Annotated in this window: 21 protein-coding genes; 9 read left to right on the top strand and 12 right to left on the bottom strand. The window is 61.1% G+C overall.

From position 1 onward, the window contains the following. Positions 1-149: 149 nt before the first annotated feature. Together prfA and ACFOTD_RS10740 are read right to left on the bottom strand one after the other, a co-directional pair. A complete protein-coding gene (gene prfA / locus ACFOTD_RS10745; RefSeq protein ID WP_378118485.1) occupies positions 150-1,232 on the bottom strand; it encodes a peptide chain release factor 1 in 1,083 nt (360 codons plus the stop codon). Positions 1,233-1,310: 78 nt separating this feature from the next. Next, positions 1,311-2,195 carry a DMT family transporter gene (locus ACFOTD_RS10740; protein ID WP_378118483.1) on the bottom strand — a complete coding sequence of 295 codons (885 nt, stop codon included), beginning with the start codon at positions 2,193-2,195 and terminating at the stop codon, positions 1,311-1,313. Positions 2,196-2,321: 126 nt separating this feature from the next. On the opposite strand from ACFOTD_RS10740, the gene ACFOTD_RS10735 reads away from it, so the two are divergent. From ACFOTD_RS10735 to ACFOTD_RS10725, 3 genes are all read left to right on the top strand, one after another. Beyond that, positions 2,322-3,296 (top strand): LysR family transcriptional regulator, encoded by a 975-nt coding sequence (locus tag ACFOTD_RS10735; protein WP_378118481.1) that lies wholly within the window; start codon positions 2,322-2,324, stop codon positions 3,294-3,296. Beyond that, entirely contained in the window at positions 3,293-4,276 is a 984-nt protein-coding gene (locus tag ACFOTD_RS10730; protein ID WP_378118479.1) for a helix-turn-helix transcriptional regulator, read from the top strand. The genes ACFOTD_RS10735 and ACFOTD_RS10730 overlap by 4 nt, the downstream gene beginning before the upstream one ends. Before the next feature lie 78 nt (positions 4,277-4,354). After that, positions 4,355-4,858, top strand: a complete 504-nt coding sequence (locus ACFOTD_RS10725) for a DinB family protein (RefSeq protein WP_378118477.1) — start codon at positions 4,355-4,357, stop codon at positions 4,856-4,858. A gap of 113 nt (positions 4,859-4,971) precedes the next feature. Here the strand turns inward: ACFOTD_RS10725 and ACFOTD_RS10720 are convergent, their stop codons facing one another. The 4 genes from ACFOTD_RS10720 to ACFOTD_RS10705 form a co-directional block, all read right to left on the bottom strand. Further along, entirely contained in the window at positions 4,972-6,762 is a 1,791-nt protein-coding gene (locus ACFOTD_RS10720; protein WP_378118475.1) for an ABC transporter ATP-binding protein, read from the bottom strand. 446 nt (positions 6,763-7,208) lie between these two features. Continuing rightward, positions 7,209-8,051 (bottom strand): stalk domain-containing protein, encoded by an 843-nt coding sequence (locus ACFOTD_RS10715; RefSeq protein ID WP_378118473.1) that lies wholly within the window; start codon positions 8,049-8,051, stop codon positions 7,209-7,211. A gap of 181 nt (positions 8,052-8,232) precedes the next feature. Next, positions 8,233-9,477 (bottom strand): MFS transporter, encoded by a 1,245-nt coding sequence (locus tag ACFOTD_RS10710; protein WP_378118471.1) that lies wholly within the window; start codon positions 9,475-9,477, stop codon positions 8,233-8,235. Positions 9,478-9,527: 50 nt separating this feature from the next. Beyond that, the gene (locus ACFOTD_RS10705) at positions 9,528-9,983 is read right to left on the bottom strand and encodes a CBS domain-containing protein (protein WP_378118469.1); all 456 of its coding nucleotides are present in this window, start codon (positions 9,981-9,983) and stop codon (positions 9,528-9,530) included. Positions 9,984-10,141: 158 nt separating this feature from the next. Between ACFOTD_RS10705 and ACFOTD_RS10700 the strand changes: the two genes are divergently transcribed. After that, positions 10,142-10,570, top strand: coding sequence for a MarR family winged helix-turn-helix transcriptional regulator (locus ACFOTD_RS10700; RefSeq protein ID WP_378118467.1), 429 nt, complete (start codon positions 10,142-10,144; stop codon positions 10,568-10,570). Between the two features lie 646 nt (positions 10,571-11,216). Here the strand turns inward: ACFOTD_RS10700 and ychF are convergent. Together ychF and ACFOTD_RS10690 are read right to left on the bottom strand one after the other, a co-directional pair. Further along, positions 11,217-12,317: a redox-regulated ATPase YchF gene (gene ychF, locus ACFOTD_RS10695; RefSeq protein ID WP_378118465.1), complete on the bottom strand. Its 1,101-nt coding sequence runs from the start codon at positions 12,315-12,317 to the stop codon at positions 11,217-11,219. A gap of 147 nt (positions 12,318-12,464) precedes the next feature. Then, positions 12,465-13,454, bottom strand: a complete 990-nt coding sequence (locus ACFOTD_RS10690; protein ID WP_378118463.1) for a DUF6612 family protein — start codon at positions 13,452-13,454, stop codon at positions 12,465-12,467. 108 nt (positions 13,455-13,562) lie between these two features. Here ACFOTD_RS10690 and ACFOTD_RS10685 point away from each other — a divergent pair, with 108 nt between their 5' ends. The 4 genes from ACFOTD_RS10685 to ACFOTD_RS10670 all read left to right on the top strand — a co-directional run bounded on the left by ACFOTD_RS10685 (position 13,563) and on the right by ACFOTD_RS10670 (position 17,566). After that, positions 13,563-13,706, top strand: coding sequence for a hypothetical protein (locus ACFOTD_RS10685; RefSeq protein ID WP_378118461.1), 144 nt, complete (start codon positions 13,563-13,565; stop codon positions 13,704-13,706). Between the two features lie 268 nt (positions 13,707-13,974). Then, entirely contained in the window at positions 13,975-14,607 is a 633-nt protein-coding gene (locus ACFOTD_RS10680) for an RNA polymerase sigma factor (RefSeq protein ID WP_378118459.1), read from the top strand. Next, on the top strand, positions 14,604-16,166 hold the full coding sequence (locus ACFOTD_RS10675; RefSeq protein ID WP_378118457.1) for an ABC transporter substrate-binding protein: 1,563 nt from the start codon (positions 14,604-14,606) through the stop codon (positions 16,164-16,166). Before ACFOTD_RS10680 ends, ACFOTD_RS10675 begins: the two co-directional genes overlap by 4 nt. Then, the gene (locus ACFOTD_RS10670; RefSeq protein WP_378118456.1) at positions 16,163-17,566 is read left to right on the top strand and encodes an extracellular solute-binding protein; all 1,404 of its coding nucleotides are present in this window, start codon (positions 16,163-16,165) and stop codon (positions 17,564-17,566) included. Before ACFOTD_RS10675 ends, ACFOTD_RS10670 begins: the two co-directional genes overlap by 4 nt. A 28-nt stretch (positions 17,567-17,594) precedes the next feature. On the opposite strand, the gene ACFOTD_RS10665 is transcribed toward ACFOTD_RS10670, so the two are convergent. Further along, positions 17,595-18,866, bottom strand: coding sequence for a molybdopterin-dependent oxidoreductase (locus tag ACFOTD_RS10665; protein WP_378118454.1), 1,272 nt, complete (start codon positions 18,864-18,866; stop codon positions 17,595-17,597). 294 nt (positions 18,867-19,160) lie between these two features. Here ACFOTD_RS10665 and ACFOTD_RS10660 point away from each other — a divergent pair, with 294 nt between their 5' ends. Beyond that, entirely contained in the window at positions 19,161-19,847 is a 687-nt protein-coding gene (locus tag ACFOTD_RS10660; protein WP_378118452.1) for a hypothetical protein, read from the top strand. A gap of 529 nt (positions 19,848-20,376) precedes the next feature. Here the strand turns inward: ACFOTD_RS10660 and trxA are convergent. The 3 genes from trxA to ACFOTD_RS10645 form a co-directional block, all read right to left on the bottom strand. Then, positions 20,377-20,688, bottom strand: coding sequence for a thioredoxin (trxA, locus tag ACFOTD_RS10655; protein WP_090116128.1), 312 nt, complete (start codon positions 20,686-20,688; stop codon positions 20,377-20,379). 184 nt (positions 20,689-20,872) lie between these two features. Then, positions 20,873-21,298, bottom strand: a complete 426-nt coding sequence (locus ACFOTD_RS10650) for an RrF2 family transcriptional regulator (protein WP_378118450.1) — start codon at positions 21,296-21,298, stop codon at positions 20,873-20,875. Between the two features lie 131 nt (positions 21,299-21,429). Continuing rightward, a complete protein-coding gene (locus ACFOTD_RS10645; protein WP_378118448.1) occupies positions 21,430-22,260 on the bottom strand; it encodes an aldo/keto reductase in 831 nt (276 codons plus the stop codon). Positions 22,261-22,333 lie beyond the last annotated feature (73 nt).

Below are 22,333 nucleotides of genomic sequence, written 5' to 3'. Positions count from 1 at the left end.
TATCCAAGAGTAGGCATTTCCAATTCCTACCCAATTCCTCTCTGCGAGAAACGGCACTCCAAACGGCGTTATCGGAGCGAATGGCGTACAAGCGAATCCAAAAAAGAAGACATCCGCCCTGGTAAGGGCTAGATGTCTGCTCGTTCATTTCAATGGCTTTGAGCCATGCCTTCCTTCTCCAACAGCTCTGCCTGCTCCGCGATCGACAGCGCGTGCACGATGTCGTTCATCTCGCCGTTCAGCACGGAATCGAGCTTGTGCAGCGTCAGGCCGATGCGATGGTCGGTAACGCGGCTTTGCGGAAAATTGTACGTGCGGATGCGCTCGCTGCGGTCGCCCGTGCCGACCTTCTCGCGACGTTCGCCCGCGTACTTGGCAGTCTCTTCCTGGATCTTGATGTCCATGATCCGGGTACGGAGCACCTGAAGCGCCTTCGCCTTGTTGTCGTTCTGGGACTTGCCGTCCTGACAGGTGGCGATGATGCCGGTCGGGATATGCGTCACGCGCACCGCGGACTTGGTCGTATTGACCGACTGGCCGCCCGCGCCGCTCGAGCAGAACGTGTCCACCCGAATGTCTTTGTCCAGAATTTCGATGTCCAGCTCTTCAGCCTCCGGCATGACGACGACGGTCGAGGTCGACGTATGAATCCGGCCGCCGGACTCGGTCTCGGGCACGCGCTGCACGCGGTGGGCGCCGCTCTCGAACTTCATCTTGCTGTAGGCGCCCTGTCCGTTGATGGTGAAAATGACTTCCTTGAAGCCGCCGAGGTCGCTCACGCTCGCTTCAAGCAGCTCCGTGCGCCAGCCCTGGCTATCGGCGTACTTGGCGTACATCCGGTACAGCTCCGCGGCGAACAAGTTCGCCTCTTCGCCGCCGGCCGCGCCGCGGATCTCGACGATCACATTCTTGTCGTCGTTGGGATCCTTGGGCAGCAGCAGGACGCGCACCAGTTCCTCCAGTTCCTCTTTGCGGGCGGCGAGCTCCTCGATCTCCATTTTGACCATGGATTTCATCTCGTCGTCCAGCTTTTCCTCAAGCATCGCCTTGGCGTCGGTCAGTTGCTCCGACACTTGCTTATATTCCACGTAAGCCTGAAAGGGCTCTTGCAGGTCCGATTGTTCCTTCGCATACGCGCGCAGACGGGCCGAATCGTTCATCACGTCCGGGTCGCACAATAACTCGCTCAGCTTCTCGTATCGGTCCGCCAGTGCCTGCAGACGATCCAGCACTTCAACCAACCTCCGGTAATTGTAATCGTAGTCTCTCCATTATATCATACCGATGCAAGTGCCGACGCGTTTATGGCTTTAAGCCCGCTCGACCGTCGCCGGGACGCTCCGGGACGCCGTGCCGCGCCAGTTGACAAGGAAGATGCCCGCGCAGATCATCGCGCCCCCCGCCGCCACGTAAGCATGGAGCGGCTCGCCGAGCAGCGCCGCCCCGCCGATGACGCCGAAGAACGGCGCGAGGAACAGGAAAGCGTTGGTTTTGGCCGGATCGCCCCGCTGAAGCAGGTAGGACCAACCCGAAAACTGCAGGATTGAATTAACGAGCACGAGCCAGACGAGCGAGAAATAAAAGCCGCTGCCGAACGCAATGCGAGGATGCTCGAATAACGCGCTCATGAGGCCAAGCACGATGCCGCCGAACAGCATCTGGTAGCCGCTCAGCACCCAAGTGTCGAACGCTTGCCCCCATCGCTTGGTCAGCAGCGACGATGCCGCGAAGCAGCAGGCGCCGAACAGCGAGATCAGCGTGCCGGGATTCATCGACAGATGCGCGCCCATCGTGCAGAAGACGCCGGCGAAGCCCAGCGCTACGCCCGCCCACTGCAGGATTCTGTATTTGGTCTTCATAAATAGCGCGCCGAACAAAATGACGAGCAGCGGATTCACGAAGATCAGAATCGCCGATTCGCCCGAGGTGACCCACCGCATGCTGTAATAGCTGCAGCCCATGACGCCTGCGGAGCCCAGCGTGCCGATCAGCGCGATGCGCAGCCAGGAGGAAAAGCCCTTCGGCTTGGGACGGCGCGCGGTGAACGCGGCCATGATCAGGCCCGCGATCACGAATCGTACGCTCATCAGCAGGAACGGCGGCGCGTAGTCCAGGCCGATCCGTCCGACCGGAAATGCAAGTCCCATCGCTAGCGTAGTGACGAGAATCAGCACAGCGTAGGCTTTAGGATTCATCGGGTATTCTCTCCTTCGGGAATTCGTTTGATAAAAATGATTGTATTCTTCGTTCGCATTCAAATAAAATAGAAATAAATCATGGTCGCCATCACAATGAGTGATAGCCAACAGGAGGATGACGGAATGGAGAGCGGAGACTTGCGCGTGTTTCGGGCGGTGGCGCTCGAGGGAACGGTGACGGCCGCCGCGGCCAAGCTCAGGTATGTGCAATCGAACGTGACCGCGCGCATCCGCCAGTTGGAGACCGATCTGGGCAAGCCTTTGTTCCATCGCCACAACCGGGGCATGACGCTGACCGCCGACGGCAAACTGCTGCTGGACTACGCAGGACGAATCGTCGGCCTGTTGGACGAGGCGGCCAAAGCCGTATCTTCGCTGGAAGGACCGCTCGGGCCGCTCGCGATCGCCTCCACGCAGAGCTGCGCGGCCGTGCGGCTTCCGGCGCTGCTCGCAGGCTACCACCGCTTGTATCCTGACGTCGAGCTGTCGCTCTCGACGGGACATTCGGCTTCCGTGCTGGAAAAAGTACTGCGGTATGAAGCGGACGGCGGATTTCTGGCGGGACCGTGGCCGGAGGACGAGATTAGTGCCGTGCCCGCGTACGACGAAGAGATCGTCCTGGTGTCCGCCGCGGACGATACGGAGACGGACGGCCTTGCAGGCGCCCCGATGCTCGTGTTTACGGACGGCTGCTACTACCGGTCCGTGCTGGAGCGCTGGACCAAGGATCGCGCCTGGTCGCAGCCCCGAATCATGGAATTCGGCACGCTGGAGGCGATTATCGGCGGCGTATCCGCCGGGCTCGGCATTTCGCTGCTACCGCTCAGCGTCGTCGCCAAGGCCGCCGCGGAGGGCGCGCTGCGCGTGCACCCGCTGCCGGAGCCGTACAACCGGATACGGACATACTTCGTCATGCGCAGGGATGCTTACGTGAGTCGACCGTTGGCTTTGTTTCTGGAGGAGCTGGCAGACGCGCGGGAAGGCGCCGGGGGTATTCGGACCGTAGATGCCTTGATGCAGGATCTCGGGCAATCGACTGACCCGTGGCAAGCCAAATCTTCCCGCCGCGGAGGGCGCAAAGGAGAGATAATCGCATGAAGCTGGACCGGTTGCTGGCCATCACGATGTTGATGCTGGGAAGACGGCGGATCGGCGCCAAGGAGCTGGCCGATCGGTTCGAAGTATCGCTTCGGACCGTTTACCGCGATATGGAGACGCTCTGTCAGGCGGGCATCCCCATCGTTTCGTACGCGGGCGAAGGCGGCGGCTACGAGATTATGGAGCGATACCGGCTGGAGCGACAGTTTCTAACGCTCGAGGAGCTGCAGGCGATGGTCATCGCGCTGAAGGGCATCAGGCCGACGCTGGAGGAGCGGGAGATCGGCAGGCTGCTGGACAAGGTCGGCGCGATGCTGTCGGGGACGGAGCAAGAGCGCCTGTCGGACGCTTCGGAGCAAATGGTCATCGACATCAATCCCTGGAGCGGCGGCACGCGGGACAAGGCGAAGGTCGCCCTGCTCCGGGAAGCGATCCGCGACCGGCATATCGTGCGGTTCGCCTACACGGATATGGCCGGAGAGCGCTCGGAGCGACGCTGCGAGCCGGTACGCCTGGTGCTCAAGGGCCTGGTCTGGTATGTATACGGTTATTGTCTGGTCCGGGAGGACTTCCGGTTGTTTCGGCTGTCGCGATTAAAAGATCTGGCAAGGACGGACGAGACGTTCGAGCGCCGGGAGGAGCCGGAGACGCAGCCGCTCACATGGAGCAGCATGTCCAACGGGGCATGCGCCCGCGTCAAGGACATCGTCGTTCGGTTTGCGCCTGTTGCGCGAACGCGGGCGGAGGATTATTTCGGATCGCTCGACGGCACGCAGAGCATGGAGGATCTGCCCGACGGCTCGCTGCTCGTACGTGCGACGCAGCCGGACGAGCCTTGGCTGCACCTGTGGCTGCTCGGATTCGGCACGAGCGCCTACGTCGTATCGCCGCCCGAGTTGGCCGCCGCCGTCCGCGAGCGCGCCGAGGAAGTGCTGCAGCTCTACCCGGCCGCTGACACGCTGTTGTCAGGAGTGCAGTGATAAGCTGGCTGGGCAAGGTACGGAGCGGCCGTCTTAACTGACAGGCCTCTGCGGATGAATGCAGAGAGGATGATCGTCATGTTCACGAGTATCGAGAATTTCATTCAGGAATGGGACACAGTATCTGCCGGCACGCGCCAGCTGCTGGAGGAGCTGACCGATGCGTCGCTCTCCCAGAGCGTAGGCGATGGCTTCCGGACGCTGGGCCGACTCGCCTGGCATTTGACCTGCAGTCCGCAGGAAATGCTGGTGCGCACGGGACTCTCGCTGCCGGCGCCTGGCGACGAGCATGCCGTGCCTGCGTCGGCCGCGGAGATCGCGGCCGCATACGCGCGGACCGCGCGCGAGGTCGCCGAGGCCGTACGCGGGCAGTGGACGGACGCGAATCTGGCGCAGTCGAGCGACATGTACGGCGAGCAATGGCCGAACGGCCTGACGCTGCGCGCCGTGATTCAGCACGAGGTGCATCACCGCGGCCAGATGACCGTGCTCATGCGGCAGGCGGGCCTGCGCGTGCCAGGTTTGTACGGACCTTCGCGCGAGGAGTGGACCGCCATCGGCATGGAGCCTCCGGTTGTCTGAGAGGGTGCCGAGATAGCCGGTTTTTCCGGCTATCTCGCCCCGCTTACCTCGTATCCGACCTCTCCTTCATCCCGCTCCCCTCATGCCTCTTAACCTGTCCACTTCGCATCCATCTACTCCGCAGCCGGCGTCTCCGCGAATTGCGTACGGTACAGCTTGGCATAGAGACCGTCCCGCGCCAGCAGTTCCTCATGGGCGCCCAACTCGACGATGCGTCCGCGGTCCATAACCGCGATGGCGTCGGCAGCGCGAACGGTGGAAAGCCGATGCGCGATGGCGATCGTCGTGCGGCCGGCCATCAGGCTGTCGAGCGCCTCCTGCACGTACGCCTCAGAGCGCGAGTCCAAATGCGAGGTCGCTTCGTCGAGCACGAGAATGCGCGGATTTTTCAGAATCGCCCTCGCGATCGCGATCCGCTGGCGTTCGCCGCCCGAGAGCCGGTGGCCGCGCTCCCCCACCTTCGTGTCGTAGCCCTGCGGCAATCCTGCGATCACGTCGTGGATATAGGCCTGTCTGCAGGCCGATTCCATTTCCGCCTTTGTTGCGTCCTCTTTTGCAAACCGAAGATTGTCTGCGATCGTGCCGTAAAATAAAAAGGGCTCCTGTGTCACGTAACCGATCTGCTCGCGCAGCGACGCAAGCGTTACGCCGCGAATATCCCGTCCGTCGATTCGCACGGAACCCTGCGTCGGATCGTACAGCCGGCCGACAAGTCCGGCCAGCGTCGTCTTGCCCGCGCCGCTCGGTCCGACCAACGCGAGCAATTGCCCCGGCCGCGCAGTCAGCTTGATCTCCTTCAGCACGGCCGCTCCGCCCGACGCATACGCGAACGATACGCCGTCGAATTCGACCAGGCCGCCTCCGCGCCGGAGCGGCTCGGCATTCGGCGCATCCGCGACCTCGGGCTCCAGATCGAGATATTCGAAGATGCGCTGGAAAATCCCCATCGCCGCAGACAAATCTAGATGCATGCCGAGCAAGCCGGACACCGGCTCGTACATACGACCGGTCAGCGCGGCAAACGCGATAACCGAACCGATGGACAAGCCGCCATGGATCACGAGCCAGCCGCCGTACAAATAGACGATCGCCGTCGCCACCGGATTGGACACGCCCGCCGCCATCCCGTACCATCGGCCGATGAGGCCGAGCCGCAGCTCCATGCTTTTCACCGTGTCGTTCATCTCGCCGAACTTGCGGACCTGGGCCTCCTCCCGGCCATAAATGCGGGTCAGCAGCGCCCCCGACACGCCGAACGTCTCCGAGAGGTGGGAAGACATCTCGCCTCGCAGCGTTTGCACGCGCAGCCGGAGGGACTTGCGCAATGCCCCGATTCGTCTGGCGGGCAGCAGCAGCACCGGGATGACGATCATCGACACGAGCGCCAGCCGCCAATCGAGCCGAAGCAGGATGACGACGGTCGCAATCAAGGTGACCGCCTGCGTAATCGCGTTGACGATCGTTCCCGTGATGGCGCCCTGTACGGCCTGCACGTCGCCCGAGATGCGCTGGACGATCTCGCCTGTCCGGGATCTCGTGAAGAACGACATCGACTGCCGCTGCAAATTGCGGAAGAGCCGGTCGTTCAAATCCCGCATGACGCTTTGGCCGACTTTGTTGTTCAGATGAGTCTGCCAGACGTTCAGGACGCCTTTGGCGAGCGGACTTGCAGCCATCAGGCCCGCGAATAGCAGCAGAAGGCCGGCGTCCTTCTGCGGAATCGCCTGGTCGACGAGTTCCTTGGTCGCGAGCGGGGCCGCCAACCCGGCCAGCGTCGCCGCAAGAGAGAGCAGCAGGATAAACGTCAATTGGCCGACATACGGCTTGAACAACAGCAAGACCCGGGACAGCTTGACGTCCGACAGCTTTGCGCCTGCCTGGTGATTTTCGCTTAGTCTTCGCATTTTCGCATAGCTTCTTTCCGATGATCCATAGTAAAAGTCCGATAGCTCGATTATAACAAGATCGGCACGGCCTCACACCCGCCTGCTCCAATGCCGAGTCACGCGTTGTTCCTGCGCCGTAAAGCCTGCAGATATACATCTTATTTCTTCGATGTCTATCCTTCCGGGAAGAAAAGATGCATATGCGCAGGTATTTCACGACAACAGCCCGATTTCCGGCTTTCACTTTGCATTTGCCTGCATATTTGCAGGCATTTTGCCAGTTACCGTTGGTAGGCAGAAAATTCATGTAAAAATGCAGGCTTTGGGGCACACAAGCGACCGAAAAGCGCTTCATGCCGAATGTACGCTTACTTCCACTCAAATCGCCGCCAAATTTAATAAAAAGAACGGCCCCATCGGGACCGTTCCGGCTCAAACTATTGTACAAATGCTTCCTACTGTAATTATTGCGCGTCCGCCGGCAGCACGACGATCGTGTCCGCCGCGCTCTGCGGGGGAATGCTGCGCGTCGTCGCCGGGCCGTAGTACGCCTGTACTTTGTCGCCGACCTTAATATCCTGGACCTTGACCGGTTCGCCCATCGACGTCACGATCAGCGTGTCGTCGCTGACGTTCAGCACAAGATTAGAAACAGCCGCATCCCCCGTGCCCGAGCCGAGTTGGACCTGCCAGCCGCTGTCCGTCTTGTTGACGGCGCCGACTTTATCCTCCTTGATCGACCGTTCGCCGAGCACCGTGACCTTGGCCGCGTGCGATTGGGCCGGGAAGCTCAGCGCGACAATCGGGCCGTATTCGACGGAGATGCGCGAGCCTGCCTTGAGATCGGCAGCCGTCTTGACCGCGCCGGACTCGTCCACGATGACCGTGTCCTTGTCTACCTTGGCGATGATCCAGTTAAAGGTTCCCGCGGCGCCCTTGCCCATGACATTCAAGCTCGTCAGGCCGTTCGCCGTCTGCGCGTCCGTCACGACGCCCGTACTTACGATATAAGCGTCCACCGGCGCCTGCTCCTCCTTCTTCGGCGTCAGGTCGAACTGCTTGGCTTGCTGATTCCAGGTCAGTTCGTATCCCAGCGCGCCAGCCGTATCGCGCAGCGGCACATAGGCCTTGCCGTCGATATAGACCGGCTCGATCGAGCCGTATGCGGCTCCGTTCACGGAAACATGAATGTCTGCACGCAGAAGGCCGCTGACCTTCTGGGTGAGGCCGGCAGCGCCGGCGACCGCGGAAGCGCCGAGAATGCCGGCGGCGGTGAGCAAAATAACGGATTTCTTTTTAAGTTTCATGTGTAATGCTCCTCTCTAGGTTGCGTTGTCTTGTTCCGAAGCCGCCCGATTGGCGGTGGCTTTACAGGCAAGCCAGGTAAGTCTTGCACATCCCCCAGACGAGCATCCGACACGAAAGGTTGCAGAGAAGCCCAAACGGCCGTCTCCCGAAAAGCGGGAAAAGGCCGATATCGATGACGGATCAGTGCGCACCGGCTTTGTCGACGTGCAGCAAGTGGCGCTGGTTCAGCATGATGACGATGACCGCCGCCAGAACGAAGGCGCCTCCGACGACAAACGGTACGTGCGGGTTGTACCACTCGGCGAGCTTGCCGGCGAAATAAGGCGCGATCGCGCCGCCGATGAAGCGCAGGAAGCTGTACGCGGCGGACGCCGTCGAACGCTCGACCGGCGCCGCATTCATGACTGCCGTCGTAATGAGCGTGTTGTTGTTGCCCAGCAGGGCGCCTGCGAACACGATCGCCCCTACGACCACCCACTCGGTCGTCGTCCAGATGCCCATCGCGAACAGCACGAGGCCGAACAGCGTCAGCATGGCGTACATCGATTTAAGCGTGCCGAACTTGCGCTGGAGCACCGGCGCCATAAATACGGACGTAATGGCGAGCAGGACGCCCCAGCCGAGGAAGATGTAGCCGAGGCCGTGAGCGTCGTAGCCGAAGTAGTGGTCCAGCACGAGCGGCGCGTACGCCAGCAAAGTAAAGAAGCCGAAATTGTACAGGCATGCGCCGAGGCCGAAGACGAGCAGCGAGCGGTGCTTCAACGCGCGGAAAGGATCGGCGAGGGATGCCTTCGGCCGGCCGGCCGAGGCGGCGGGCTTCTTCGCCTTGGGCATCGTGAGCGCAAGCGAGATAAAGGCGATGACCATGAGCACGGCCACCCCGAAGAACGGGCCCCGCCAGGAGATCGATCCAAGCTCTCCGCCGATGAGCGGTCCGACCGAGATGCCGAGACCGATGGCGGCCTCGTACAGGATAATCGCGCGGGCGACGCTGCCCGTCGAGAGCGAGACGATCGCCGTCAGCGAGGTGGCGACGAACAGCGAGTTGCCGAGGCCCCAGCCGCCGCGCAGTCCGATCAGCGGCCAAATGCCGCTGGATGCGCCGCCTAGCGCAGCGAATATCGCGATGATGACGATACCAGTCAACAGCGTCCCCTTCATGCCGAGACGGGATTGGATGACGCCCGTGATGAGCATCATGACAGCCATAACGGCGTTATAGCTGGTGAAAAGCAAGGAAACCTCGCTTGGCGAGGCTTCCAGCTGTTTGGCGATGGCGGGCAGGATCGGGTCGACGAGTCCGATGCCCATAAACGCGATGACGCAGGCGAAGCCGACCGCCCATACGGCGCGCGGCTGCTTGAGCAAGCTTCCTTCCGGCGCCAGCGGAGACGCGGGATCGGAAGCCTTGGATGTGGATGACATATGAGATTAGCTCCTTTAGATATGAAATGTGAACATTGCTGCGATCGGTGCTATATTAAATTTTTGAACGCGTGACGAACGACGTTGCCGCGGCTGATGATGCCGACCAGCACGCCGTCCCGCTCGACCGGCACCTTCTTAATCTGCTTTTTGCCCAGCATCGCCGCGATATTCTCGACCTCGTCGTCCCATATCGCCTTAACCACCTTGGTCTTGGCGATGGACATGACGTTCAGGTCCAGCAGTCTGCGAGCTCGCTCCTCGAACTGCTCGTTATCCCCTTGAATCAGAATGGAAGCGTAAAAGAAGTCCACGTAACGGTCCTCGTGCTTGCCGATGTACCGCATGACGTCGCCGTCGCTGACGTACCCGACGATCTCGTTGCGGTCGTTGACGACGGGCAGTCCGCTGATGCCGTGCTCGATGAACTTCTCGATCACGCGGCGCACCGTATCGCTCTCTTTGACCTTGTACACCTGCCTGATCATAATTTCTTGAGCTATCATGCGAAGCCCCTCCATTTAGTTGTATTGCGAAACTAAACATTTAAGTGTATTATACAACTACTTTGCGAAATGTCAATCCTCCCGTTGCGACTGCCGCTTGAATTGAGCGCGGCTTGTGGTACGATGGGGAACAGAAAAGCAGCAAGGTGGTGAGATCCGTGAGTCACGAAACGAATACAAGCATCGAGCTCGAGATCGCCCTTTTAATTCGCCGCCTCACTTCGATCTCGACCAGCCGCAAGTTCGGAACGCTCGACCGCTCCGCTTATTTGCTGCTCGGCCAGATCGAATCGCACGGCTCTGCCGGCGTCAAGGCGCTCGCGGAGGAGTTTCGCCTCGACATCTCCACGGTCAGCAGGCAGACGTCCGCGCTCGAGCAAAAAGGTTACGTCTACAAAATGCCCGATCCGGAGGACGGAAGGGCCTACTTTTACCAGCTCACCGACGAAGGGCGCCGCATGCTGTTGGAGACGCGGGCGCAGCGCACCGAACGGATCGACGAGCTGCTGAAGGACTGGTCCGAGGACGAGCGGACCCGATTCGGCGAGCTGCTCGCCAAGTTCAATCGGACCTATTTGGACGATTAGCGCCGCTCTTGCCGCTCTTTATTGTATTCAAAAGCTTCAGAAGTTATTGGGCGGCGCACCCAACGCGAGGTTTCGCGCGTAAAGGACGACTGGTCAGGTGAGATAGCGAGGAGCGAGTTGTGCGGCAGAATCGCACAACTTGCGGCATTGGCCGGCTTCGGGGCGGAGTTGTGCGGTAAAACCGTGTAACTCGCGGTGTTGTCGAGGCTACGAGGAGGAATTGTACGGTAAAACCGTGTAACTCACGATCTTATCGGAGCCTGGGGCGGAGTTGTACGGTAAAACCGTGTAACTCGCGGCGTTGTCGGAGCCAGGGGCGAAGTTGTGCGGCGAAATCGCATAACTCGCGGCATTGCCCGGCTTCGGTGCGGAGTTGGGCGGTAAAACCGTGTAACTAACAGCGCTAGCGGGACGAAATACCGCTTTACACTTACATCGCGCTCCACCGCGCCGCTCCATGGACCATTAGCGGCACCAAATGCCGCTACCGCGCTCCACCGCGCCGCTCCAAGAGACATTAGCGGCTCGATTGTGCGATAAAACCGTGCAGACCCACTATGCCCGCCGCACCAGCCGCTCCATATCACGCAGAAGAGCCCCGGGCATTCGCCCGGGGCTCTTCTATGCGCTATTCGGCGCCAACCGTTTATACGTTAAACCGGAAATGCATAACGTCGCCGTCGGCGACGACGTATTCCTTGCCTTCGAGGCGGAGCTGGCCTTTTTCCTTGGCGGCGTTCATGGAACCCGCGCCCACCAGATCCTCGTACGACACGACCTCGGCGCGGATAAAGCCGCGTTCGAAGTCGGTATGGATGACGGCGGCCGCCTGCGGCGCCTTGGTGCCCTTGCGGATCGTCCAGGCACGCACTTCCTGTACGCCGGCCGTGAAGTACGTGTACAGGCCGAGCAGCTTGTAGGCCGCCCGGATGAGCCGGTCGAGGCCGGACTCGGTAAGCCCGAGCTCCTCGAGGAACATCTCGCGGTCCTCGCCCTCGAGCTCGGCGATCTCGGACTCGACGCGCGCGCTGATCGGCACGACCTCGGAGCCTTCGGCCGCCGCGAATTCGCGGACGCGCTGGACGTACTCGTTGCCGTCGGCGTTCGCCGCCTCGCCCTCGCTCACGTTGGCCGCGTACAGCACCGGCTTGATCGTCAGCAAGTGAAGGTCGCGCACGAGCAGACGCTCTTCGTCCGACAGCTCGACGCTGCGGACGGGCTTCTCTTCGAGCAGCGCGGCATGGATACGCTCCAGCACTTCGACCTCTTGGGCGTACTTCTTGTCTCCGCCCTTCATGTTCTTGCGGGAGCGGTCCATGCGCTTCTCGACGGAGTCGATGTCCGACAGGATCAGCTCCAGGTTGATGACCTCGATATCGTTGATCGGATCGATCTTGCCCGATACGTGGGTAATATTCTCGTCGACGAAGCAGCGCACGACGTGCACGATGGCGTCGACTTCGCGGATGTTGGCGAGGAACTTGTTGCCTAGGCCCTCGCCGCGGCTCGCGCCCTTGACCAGGCCGGCGATATCTACGAATTCGAAGGCGGTCGGCACGATCCGGTTGGGCGTGACGATATCGGCGAGCTTCTGCAGGCGCTCGTCCGGCACCTCGACGACGCCGACGTTCGGATCGATCGTGCAGAACGGATAGTTGGCCATCTCGGCACCCGCTTGGGTGATGGCATTGAATAAAGTCGACTTGCCGACGTTGGGCAGGCCGACGATACCACAGGACAGTGGCATTCGCTAAACACTCCTGACTTCGCGCGGCCTTCACGGAGTAGCGCCGGACGGCCGTTCACGGTTCAATTATACTTCAGACATTATAACGGAAGGCCGGGACCTGCGTCCACCTAACCGGCAACCGCAGCATTCAATCCCCGCCAAATCTCAATACGAATCCAGTCCCTCCAGCCCATCCAGCCCATCCAGCCCGTCCAGCGTCCCCAAGTCGCCCTCGGTCGCCTCCGGGTCGTCGATCGGCGGATCGAGCTCCGGCGCTTCAAGCGCCGCCTTTGGCACGGCAATCGCCTCGGTGGCCCCGTGCTTCGCATAGGTGCCTTCGAACGTCTGGCTCAGCTCGGACGGCGAGCCCGGCTCGTATTCGATCGTCATCTTCGACTCAACGCGGTAGGCGAGCGGCAAGTGCGTGGCGGCGTCCAGCGTAAAGCTGGCTGACAGCGACTCCAACGCAATGGTGCGCTGCACCGCTTCGTCAAGGCTGCCGAGGTCGAGCGTCCCCTCCAGAATGTGCTTGAGAAACGCCAGCGCCTCCGGCCCCTTCCCTTCATACCGGACGACGTCGCGCCCTTCCTCTCTTGCGGACGAGAGCCCGGCGCCGAGCGAAGCGGCCGAAGCCAGCGCGGCAGCCGGGTCGATCTGATAATCGGACAGCGTCCGCGCGATATCCGCGGCCTGCTCGCTGGACAATTTGCCCCACTCTTCAAAAGAAGGATCGTACACATAATAGGCGTCCGGCACGAGGATCGCGCGCAGCGAGGACGTCTCCCCGTCCTGGACGCTGTCGATCGTCTGGTCAAGCTTGAGCGGCGAACGTTCGGCCTTGCCGGTATTGGTCACTTCGAAGACCGAGTCGGCCGCCGCGCCTCCGCTCAGTTTCTGAACGAGATGGAGCGTGAATGCGTAACGTCCGACATCCGCCATGGCCGCGCGGGCTTGACCGATCAGCGCTGCCGCCTCGCTGCCGGCCTCCGAGCCGGATGGCGACGCGATCGCAGTCTCACGCCGCTCCGCGGCCGGAGACGAAGTGGCGTTCGGCTCCGCAGGCGAATCGTTGCCGCTGCACGCCGTAAGCGCCAGCGCTGCCGCGAAGATGAAGACAAATACAAAAGACGAGTATCGCTTGGATGTGCGTGACATGATGGATAACAGCCCCTTCAATTCGGTTAACCTATGCTGCGCGAGGCGCTGCGGCCGCTGCCGGCAGTCGTCCTACGCTACATTCGCACGAGCCTAAGGAGGATCCGCATGGAAAACGAAAGCCACAAAGGCAATTACAAAGGAACGAAGGCGATGGCTGCCAAAAACCAGGATATGGCGTTCGTAAACGACACGCTGGAGAATACGAAGTCCGTCGCCCCGACGCCGCAAAAAAAGAAAAAGACCGACTGACGCGGCGCGGTCCATTCGATAGAAATCCCCGCAGGGCGGCGCTTATGCCGCTCTGTTTTCCATCCCCGTCAAAAGTCTCTCTACCCTACCATACCCCCGACGCCTCCACAACGATCAAACGGACAAAAAAATGTAACGGCATTTAATTAGCGACATAGATTAGGGAACTTTTGGCTGCGCCCGTCGTTCCTTAGATGTGCCGGCCGCACGATCATCGGACAAAGGAGAATGCGAAGCGGTCTTCCCCGGACGGCGCCGGAGGGCTACTATGAAAAAAAGAAAGCACGGAAGCTCCGGAACGGCTGCGGCCGTCGGCGGAGGAGAGGTGGCAGCGTTGGATCACGATTATTTGAAGCATATGACCGAAGGCGTCGACCGCGACGCCGTGCTGGAGGAGCTTATGCTCACTTACGGCCGCGACGTGTGGAATTACGCCTATTTTATGACAGGCAAACGGGAGACGGCCGAGGATATCGCGCAGGACGTGTTCGTCAAGGCCTACCAGAGCCTGCATACGCTCCGCGGCGAATCGGGGGAGCGCGCCTGGCTGCTGAAGATCACGCGCAATACGGCGCTGGATTACTTCAAATCGGCCTGGTACCGGCGCATCCGGCTGCCTGCGGTGCTGCCGTCGCGCGAGTCGCAAATGTCCGCGGAAAACGAATGGCTTGGCTCCTACCGGCAGCGGGAGATCTGGCGAACGGTGATGGAGCTGCCGCGCAAGCTCCGGGAGAGCTTGCTGCTTCAGGCGCATCACGGGCTGAGCATGGCCGAGATCGCCGAGCTGCTCCAAGTGTCGGAGGGTACGGTCAAGTCGCGCATTCACCGGGCCCGGACCGCCATGAACAAAAAGTTCGAGCATGGGCGCGAAGACGACGAGGAAGGGAGCGGGCGAGCATGAAAGACGATCGCGATCGCTGGGAACGCACGCTGTCGGACCTGCCGCTCGGCTCCGGCGGCTTCGGCACCCCGACGATAAAAAAAGTGAAGGAGCGCATCAAGATGCTGGAACGACGCGCCAGGCGCAGAAGACGCGTCGCGGCGGCCTCCGTCTTCGCGCTGCTGATCGCGGGAGCGGTAATCTTCCGGGGCGAGCTCTCGGGGCTGCTGACGCGCGAAGAGACGGCGAAGCCGGTGATCGGCGAGACGGAGACGACGACGCTTAACATTATGTATTGGGACAACAGCGGCTTTATGTCCATGTACGGACAACCTTTTATCATCCGGCATCCGTCCGTACGATTCGAATATTCGGAATACCCGGGCAAGAGCGCCAATTTGTACAACCTGACGCCAGGCATCGACGCATTTAAGGCGCAGCTGCAAAAAGGCCATGCCGATCTGGTGCAGGTCCCGCTTGCCTACGTACCCGAGCTGTCGGCAGCCGGACTGCTGAAGCCGCTGGATACGTGGATGAAGCGGGATAAAGTATCCGACGACAGCTGGCAGACGGCAGTCAAGCAGACGGTGCGCGAAGCCGGCGGCGGCGAATTGTATGGATTCGCGCCCGAATTCACGGGTCATGCGCTGTATTACAATCGCAAGCTGTTCCGGGAAAACGGCATTGCCGAACCGACGGACGGCATGACGTGGGACGAGGTCATGAACCTGGCGGCAAGATTCCAAGGCATGCAAAAAAACGGCAAGCCGGTCTACGGCCTCAGCTTCGGCTATAACTCGACGATCTGGTTCGAGGCCCATTCGATCGCGAGCAGCCAGGGGCTCCGCCTCGCCGGCGCCAAGCTCGAAGAAGCGACGGTCGACACCCCCGCGTGGACGACGCTGTGGACGAAGCTGGCCGCAGGCCATCGGGAAGGCTGGATCAGCAACGAACCGGCGCTCAAGTGGGAAGGCAGCGTCGAAATGAAGCAGCTGTACGCTCACGATCCGTTCCTGAACGGCCGTTCGGCGCTGGCGTACGCCTCCAGCGCCTACCTCAACAATATCTCCCAGGCCGGAACCGGAATGGGACTTGGCGACGAAGACTGGGGCGTCTTGGCTCCGCCGACCGACGAGGGATCTCGGGGCACGGACGGCGCGTTCGAGATTCCGTTCGTGTTCGCCATTCCAGAAAAGGCCGCCAACGCGGATGTCGCTTGGGAGCTGCTGAAATACATCATGAGCCCGTCGCAGGCAAACCGGTCGGTCCGGCTCCCGCACGGCGACGTCTTGCCGACCGTAGCTGCGGACGCGGCGGCTGACGATGCCCGGTCCTCCGTTTTCTACCGTGCAGCCGTCGATCCTGCGCGCGTGCTTGACGCGGCCGCGCGCAATTCGGACCCGGCTTACCAAAAAGTCGTCAACGCCGTCTGGACGGCAGCGAGCAACAAGACGCAGGATGCAGGCGACGATCGCGAGCTCGACGTGCCCGCGCTCCTCAAGGCGCTGCAGGCCGAGGCCGAGCAGGCGATTCGCGCCTCCGCCGCAGACGGCCAAGCGAAGACGGAGGCGAGGCCATGAGGCGGCTCGCGGCGCTGATGGCGCTCGTCCTGCTGCTGGCGGCTGCGGCCGGGTGCGCAAAAAGCACGCAGACCTTAGACGGGCCGAAGACGCTTACCGTAGCCTGCTGCCAGACCTATACGTACGACATGCAGTACAGGGACTTTATCGAAGCCGGTTTTCCCGACTGGGACGTCCGCTTCGTCCCCATGCAGCCGGACAACGATTATAAAGCTTACGACGAGAAGACTCTCGCCGCTTTCATGGAAAAAGAAAAGCCGGACCTGCTCATATTGAACGTCCCGGACTATCGCCTGCTGCGCAAAGCGGGCAAGCTCCAAAACCTGGAGGAATGGGCCGCGCGGAAAAAGGCGAACTTGACCGCTAACGTGACGCCGGGCGTGCTGGATTTTTTGCGGGGCGAGGATGGCGGCCCGCTCTATGGGATCGGTCCCGGCTTTCACGCGAGCGCCATGTACTACAACAAAAATATGTTTGATCGGCTCGGCGTTCCTTACCCCACCGACGGCATGAACTGGGAGCAAACGATCGCGCTGGCCGACCGCGTCATGCAGGACAAGCGTCTGGAAAAGGGCGAGGTCGGACTGCATATCCCCTGGCTGCGAGGCCCCTTCGACCTGCTGCAGCGCATCGCCGGCACCGAAGGGCTGACCTATGCGAATGCGAAGACGGGAGCGGTCACCTTCGATTCGCCCGGCTGGGATCGCCTGTTCAAGCAGGTCGCCGCCGCCTACAAGCGCGGTACGTTCGTCGCCACTTGGCCGAAGGCGCGGGAGTCGGACGGCCAGACCTACTACGACCAAGCCGCAATGGAAGCGGTCGATCTGTTCAAGCAAGGCAAAGCGGCCATCACGATAGACGACGACAACCTGCTGATGAACCTCAAGGCGCAGGCGAAGCCCAAGTTCGAGTGGGGCGTCGTCACGACGCCGGCCCGCAGCACCGATCTTACCGTCGGCGGAGAGCTTCAATTGTACGAGATGTTCGCTATTCCCGCCGCCGCCGGCCACGCCGAAGAAGCCTGGGAGGTTCTGTCCTACTTTATGTCGGCGCACGTCGGCCAAGCCAAAGCTGCGCTGGGCGGAACGCTCGGCGGCATGGACCTGTCCGTCCAGGCGGACTATCCCGAGTGGAAACAGGACGCGCGCTTTAAGCCCTTCTATGCGCTGCGGCCCACCAATACGATCGATCACTATTATTTTGGCGAACCGCAAGGTCCCGGCAGCTTCGACGAAGCTTTTGCCGAGCTGGTGAACGGTCATATCCGAGACGTATTGGAAAACAAAGAGACGGCGGACGCAGCGTTCGGCGCGATTCAGCCCCAGGCGGAGGCGCTCATGAAAAAAGCGCTGTCGGAGGCGCAAGCCGATAGCGCGGATGAGGAAGGTAAGTCCGAATAAACAAGTGAAATGCGCAGGGTGAGGGCGATCAGGCCTTCACCCATGCGTCGTTGTCATAACCCCGCTCTTCCCAATAGCCGATATGGGGACGATCGATCAGCTCGATGCGGTCCAGCCACTTCACCGACTTGTACGCGTACATGCCAGGGACGATCAGACGGACGGGACCGCCGTAATCGCGGTGGATCGGCTTGCCGTCGTGGAGCACGGCGACCAGGACGTCCTTCATCCGCGCTTGCTCGAGAGACAGCGCATCCGTATATTCGCCGTCTCCGGAGTAGAACTTCACGTACTGCGCGCCCGCCTGCACGCCTGCGGCGTCCAGCAGCTGCGCCAGCGGGATTCCCTCCCATGTGTTGCCGTACACCGACCATCCCGTGACGCAGTGAAAGTCGCTGACCTGCACCTTGCGCTTGATTTCAAGAAACTGTTCCCACGTCAACGTCGCTGGTTGGTCGACCAGCCCGCCGATCGTAAAGCGCCAAGTGTCCGAATCGAAATGAGGGAGCGGCGTCACCGTGTAGAGACGGAAGCTGCCTTTGGCTCCGCCGCCGATCACGTTCGCCGAGTCCGGCAGCGGCTGCGGAGCCGGAAGCATGCGGTTCGCGTCCGTCTCGTCCGCGGCGATGTTGCCCGAGCCGGAGGTCGAGACCAGACTGCCGCCCATCCAGCGGAAGAAGGAAGGCAGCACCGCCGCGGCCAACGCCACGCCGACGGCGCTCCGGATGAATTGCCGGCGCGTCATCCAGGGCTGCGGGCTCGCGGCCGGGTGCAGACCGCCGGCATACGGACGCTTGGCGTCCGGTCCGCCCGCCGCCGCAGCGCCCTCGTCCGTGCGAACGGCTCGGCGCGCCGGCTTTTTGGCCCAACGCATCCGGGTAATCGAGTGATACGCCGCGTACGGCAGGCCCACCCACGTCAACAGATCGTGAACGACGAGCGCGTTGGTCGCCCAGCGCGGCGGCAGATGGCGGAGCTGCCAGAGCACGATGCCCGAAGCCAGCCAGCCGAGCAGCAGCAAGACGACGAACGCCAGGTTGCCGCGCTGCCCGTGCCTGCCGCGCAGCTGCTTCAAATGCCTCTTCAACAGGGGCGCATACAGGACGAGCACGATGCCCGTGATGAGACCGATATAGATGTGCAGCTGCTTGATCCAAACTCGCCCCTCGCCGAGCCATCCCCTTGCAGCGCCCCAGGACAGAACCAACCCGCTTACCGCAAGTACGACGACGAGCCATGCATTCCAGCGGTGAAGCTCCGCCAGCTGTTTGCCGAAGCCCGGCCGTTTACGATCCTTCATCTTCGCCCCTCCTCCGTCCGAGCGCTCGCCCGGCCGATGCCGCCGCGCCAGAGTCCTCGCCCTTATCCGATTACCCAGATTATAGCATAGCGCCCGGATCGGATTGTGAACGCTTCCTGAATGCCTCCTGAACGGCTCTCCTCCTGCTCCCGTTTTGAAGTTCCAGATTCCACCGCATTTTTTATACTAATAATCGTTCCGCCGCACCGGAACATCCGGCGACATTTTGCGTCTAAGATATACGAAATTTAAAAAAAAGCTAAATTCCGTATCTCTTCTAGGAGGTTATACATCATGAAACGCAGGATGTTCCCATATTTGGCCTTACTGCTCGCCGTGGCGCTGCTGGCCGGATGCGGAGGAGGCAACGACGACGGAAATGCCGCTCCGACAGCGTCTTCCGGCACCGCGGCCGCCCCATCCCAATCCGAGGGCAGCGCTTCGCCGGCAGCTTCGGCGTCGGCTTCCGCCGCTCCGTCCGATTCCGAAGGGGCGTTGACCGACGCGGCCAAGGACGTGGTCGAGGCGCTCCGCGACCGCGACTTGAAGCGCCTCGCCTCGTGGACCGATCCCAAGCTCGGGCTTCGCTTCTCGCCCTATGCGGCGATGACCGACGCGGATCAAATATTCAAGCCCGAGGCTTTGCCTTCCTTCAAGAGCCCGGACAAGATCAAATGGGGCGCGGCGGACGGCAGCGGCGATCCGATCGAGCTGTCCTTCCGCGACTACTTCGATCAGTTCGTGTACGACAAGGACTTCGATACCGCCCCGTCGGTCTCGGCGAACAAGCTCGTCGGCCAAGGCAATACCGTGTACAACGGACAGGATACGTATCCCGGCTCGGCCTTTGTGGAATTCCACTTCCCGGGCTTCGACGCCTCAGCCGACGGCATGGATTGGGAGAGCCTGATCCTCACGTTCGTCCAGGACGGCAGCGAATGGCGGCTCGTCGCCCTCACGCACGCGCAGTGGACGATCTAGTGCGAGAAGCGTAGAAGCATGGATATGAGCGGCAAGAAAACCGGCCAAGATCGTACAGAGCTCACGCTGACGGGCTATTTGGAATCGCGGATTTCCGTATCGGAAACTTGATTGTGCCGATCACCTGTCGACGCCTCGTCCGCCGGCCGTTTCGATGGACGGGGCTAGAACAGTCGATTCGTCTCAGGTTAGCACGCTTTCGACATGCAGATGTTTTTCGACGTTTTCGGGTAGAAAAGCCTGCATTTTTACATGTATTTCTGTCCACCAAATGACACCTTGATCAAATACCTGCAAATGTGCAGGCAAATTCAAAGTAAACGCCGGAAATGGGGCTGATTAAGGAAAATAAATGCGTTTTTGCATCTATTTTTCTAAAAGGGCCGACATCGGCGGAAATAGCTGCATATTTGCAGGAATTACGAAAATGAGCGACGCGCGTGACGACACGGCTTAATACGGCTCCAGGCCTATAAAAAAACAAGCACCGCGTCCGGGGACGCGGTGCTTGTTCGCTTGGCAAGCTCGATTAGAGCTGGTTTTGAATCTTGGCCTTCAGGGAATCCTTGCTTTGCAGACCGACCAGCTTGTCGACCGGTTGGCCGTCCTTGAACAGGATCAGGGTCGGGATGCTCATGACGCCGAATTGGGAAGCCAGTTCAGGCTGCTCGTCGACGTTGACCTTGGCGATCGTCGCCGTTCCTTGAAGCTCGGACGACAGCTCTTCGACGATCGGGAGCTGCATCTTGCAAGGTCCGCACCACGGTGCCCAGAAATCAAGCAGAGACACGCCTTCGCTAACGGTCTCGTTAAAGTTGTCCTTCGTTACGACTACGGCCATCGTAATCCACTCCTTCAGAGGTTTAATGAATCGTGTAGATCGTTCCTATATGATGATCGGTTGACGGAGCGCGAAGCTCCGGCCCGCTCCATCCTGCGGCTGCACCCTTTGCCGTGCGCGGAGCGCACAACGAACCTTACCCTTGCCAACGTCTTCTGACACGACCTACGTCTTCTGACACGGCCTACGTCTTCTGACACGCCTTGATGCGCGACAGCATCTGGCCGATGGTGATCCCCTGGAAGTAGCTCTCGAGCTGCTTCTCGGCGCCGCAGAAAACGGAATTCATCACTTCCTGCATATTGGATCCGACCATGCAGTCCATGTCCGGATTGCCGCTGCACCAGTTCGGCGTGATCGCGCCGGCCGCCATCGTCCGGTAAATATCCGCAAGCGTCATGTCCGAAGGATCGATGCAGAGCCTGTAGCCGCCGCCCGAGCCTTCGCGCGTCGTCACGTAGCCGCTTTTTCGCAAGAAACCGAGCACCTTCCGCACCCGCGCCGGATGCGTGCATACATTGGCCGCGATCTCTTCGCTCGACGCCATGCCGTCCGGCTTGTGAGCGAGCAGAACCAGACTGTGTACGGCAATAATAAATTCGCTGTTCAATGCGGCGCCCCCTTTCCCGGCGGGTTACTGTAATACTAACAGTTACAGTTGAGTCTGTCAAGGGGAGCATCATCTGCGGACAAGGCTTAGCATGTCGCCCGCAGTCCCGCCCTATTCCGCCGCCGGGACCTTCAGACGCCCCCGACCAGATCCGGGTCCATGCCGAAGCGGCGATCCTCGTTCAAGCCGTCGATCCGGACCATGTCCTCCTCGGAGAGCGCAAAGTCGAATAGGTCCGCATTCTCCTCGATGCGCCGCGTCTGCACGGACTTGGGAATCACGACGATCTCCTGCTGCAGATGCCAACGGAGCACGACCTGCGCCGGCGTCTTCCCGTACTTGCCTCCCAGCTCGGCCAGCAAAGGGAGATCCAGCCGCCCCTGCATCAGCGGCCGCCAAGCCTCCGGCTGGATGCCTTCGCGCCGCAGGAATTGAAGCAGCGGCTTCTGCGTCAGCAGCGGATGCAGCTCCACCTGATTGACCATCGGCTTGATCCGGCAAGCGCCCATCAAGTCCTCCAGGTGGCGGATCTTGAAGTTGCTGACGCCGATAGCGCGCACTTCGCCTTCGTCGTAAAGGCGCTCCAGCGCCCTGTATGTATCCTTGTACTTGCCCGGCACCGGCCAATGCACCAGGTAAAGATCGATCGCGCCGATGCCAAGACGCTCCTTGCTCCTGTAAAAAGCGCGCAGCGTCTCGTCGTAGCCCTGCTCGTCGTTCCATACCTTCGAAGTGACGAACAGCCTGTCCCTCGCGATGCCCGATTCGCGGATCGCGCGGCCTACGTCCGCTTCGTTGCCGTACAGCGATGCGGTGTCGATCGCCCGGTACCCCGCCGACAGAGCGGCCCTCACCGCACCTTCCGTTTCCGCGCCGGACTTGGCTCTCCATACGCCGAGACCCAGCCGGGGCATCCGCTCTCCATTAAGCAGCTCTACGGCGGAAGCTTTCGTCCACCCCATCCCGTCCACTCCTTTTCCCGGTGATCTTAGGCCATGTTACCATGGAAACGCGAGGTCCGCACGTTGATCGCAA

The organism is Cohnella sp. GCM10012308, assembly GCF_042649185.1.
In the GTDB taxonomy this organism is placed as follows: Bacteria; Bacillota; Bacilli; order Paenibacillales; family Paenibacillaceae; genus Cohnella.
Note: the sequence above shows the minus strand (reverse complement) of the source record. Positions and strands in the feature narration are given on the sequence as shown.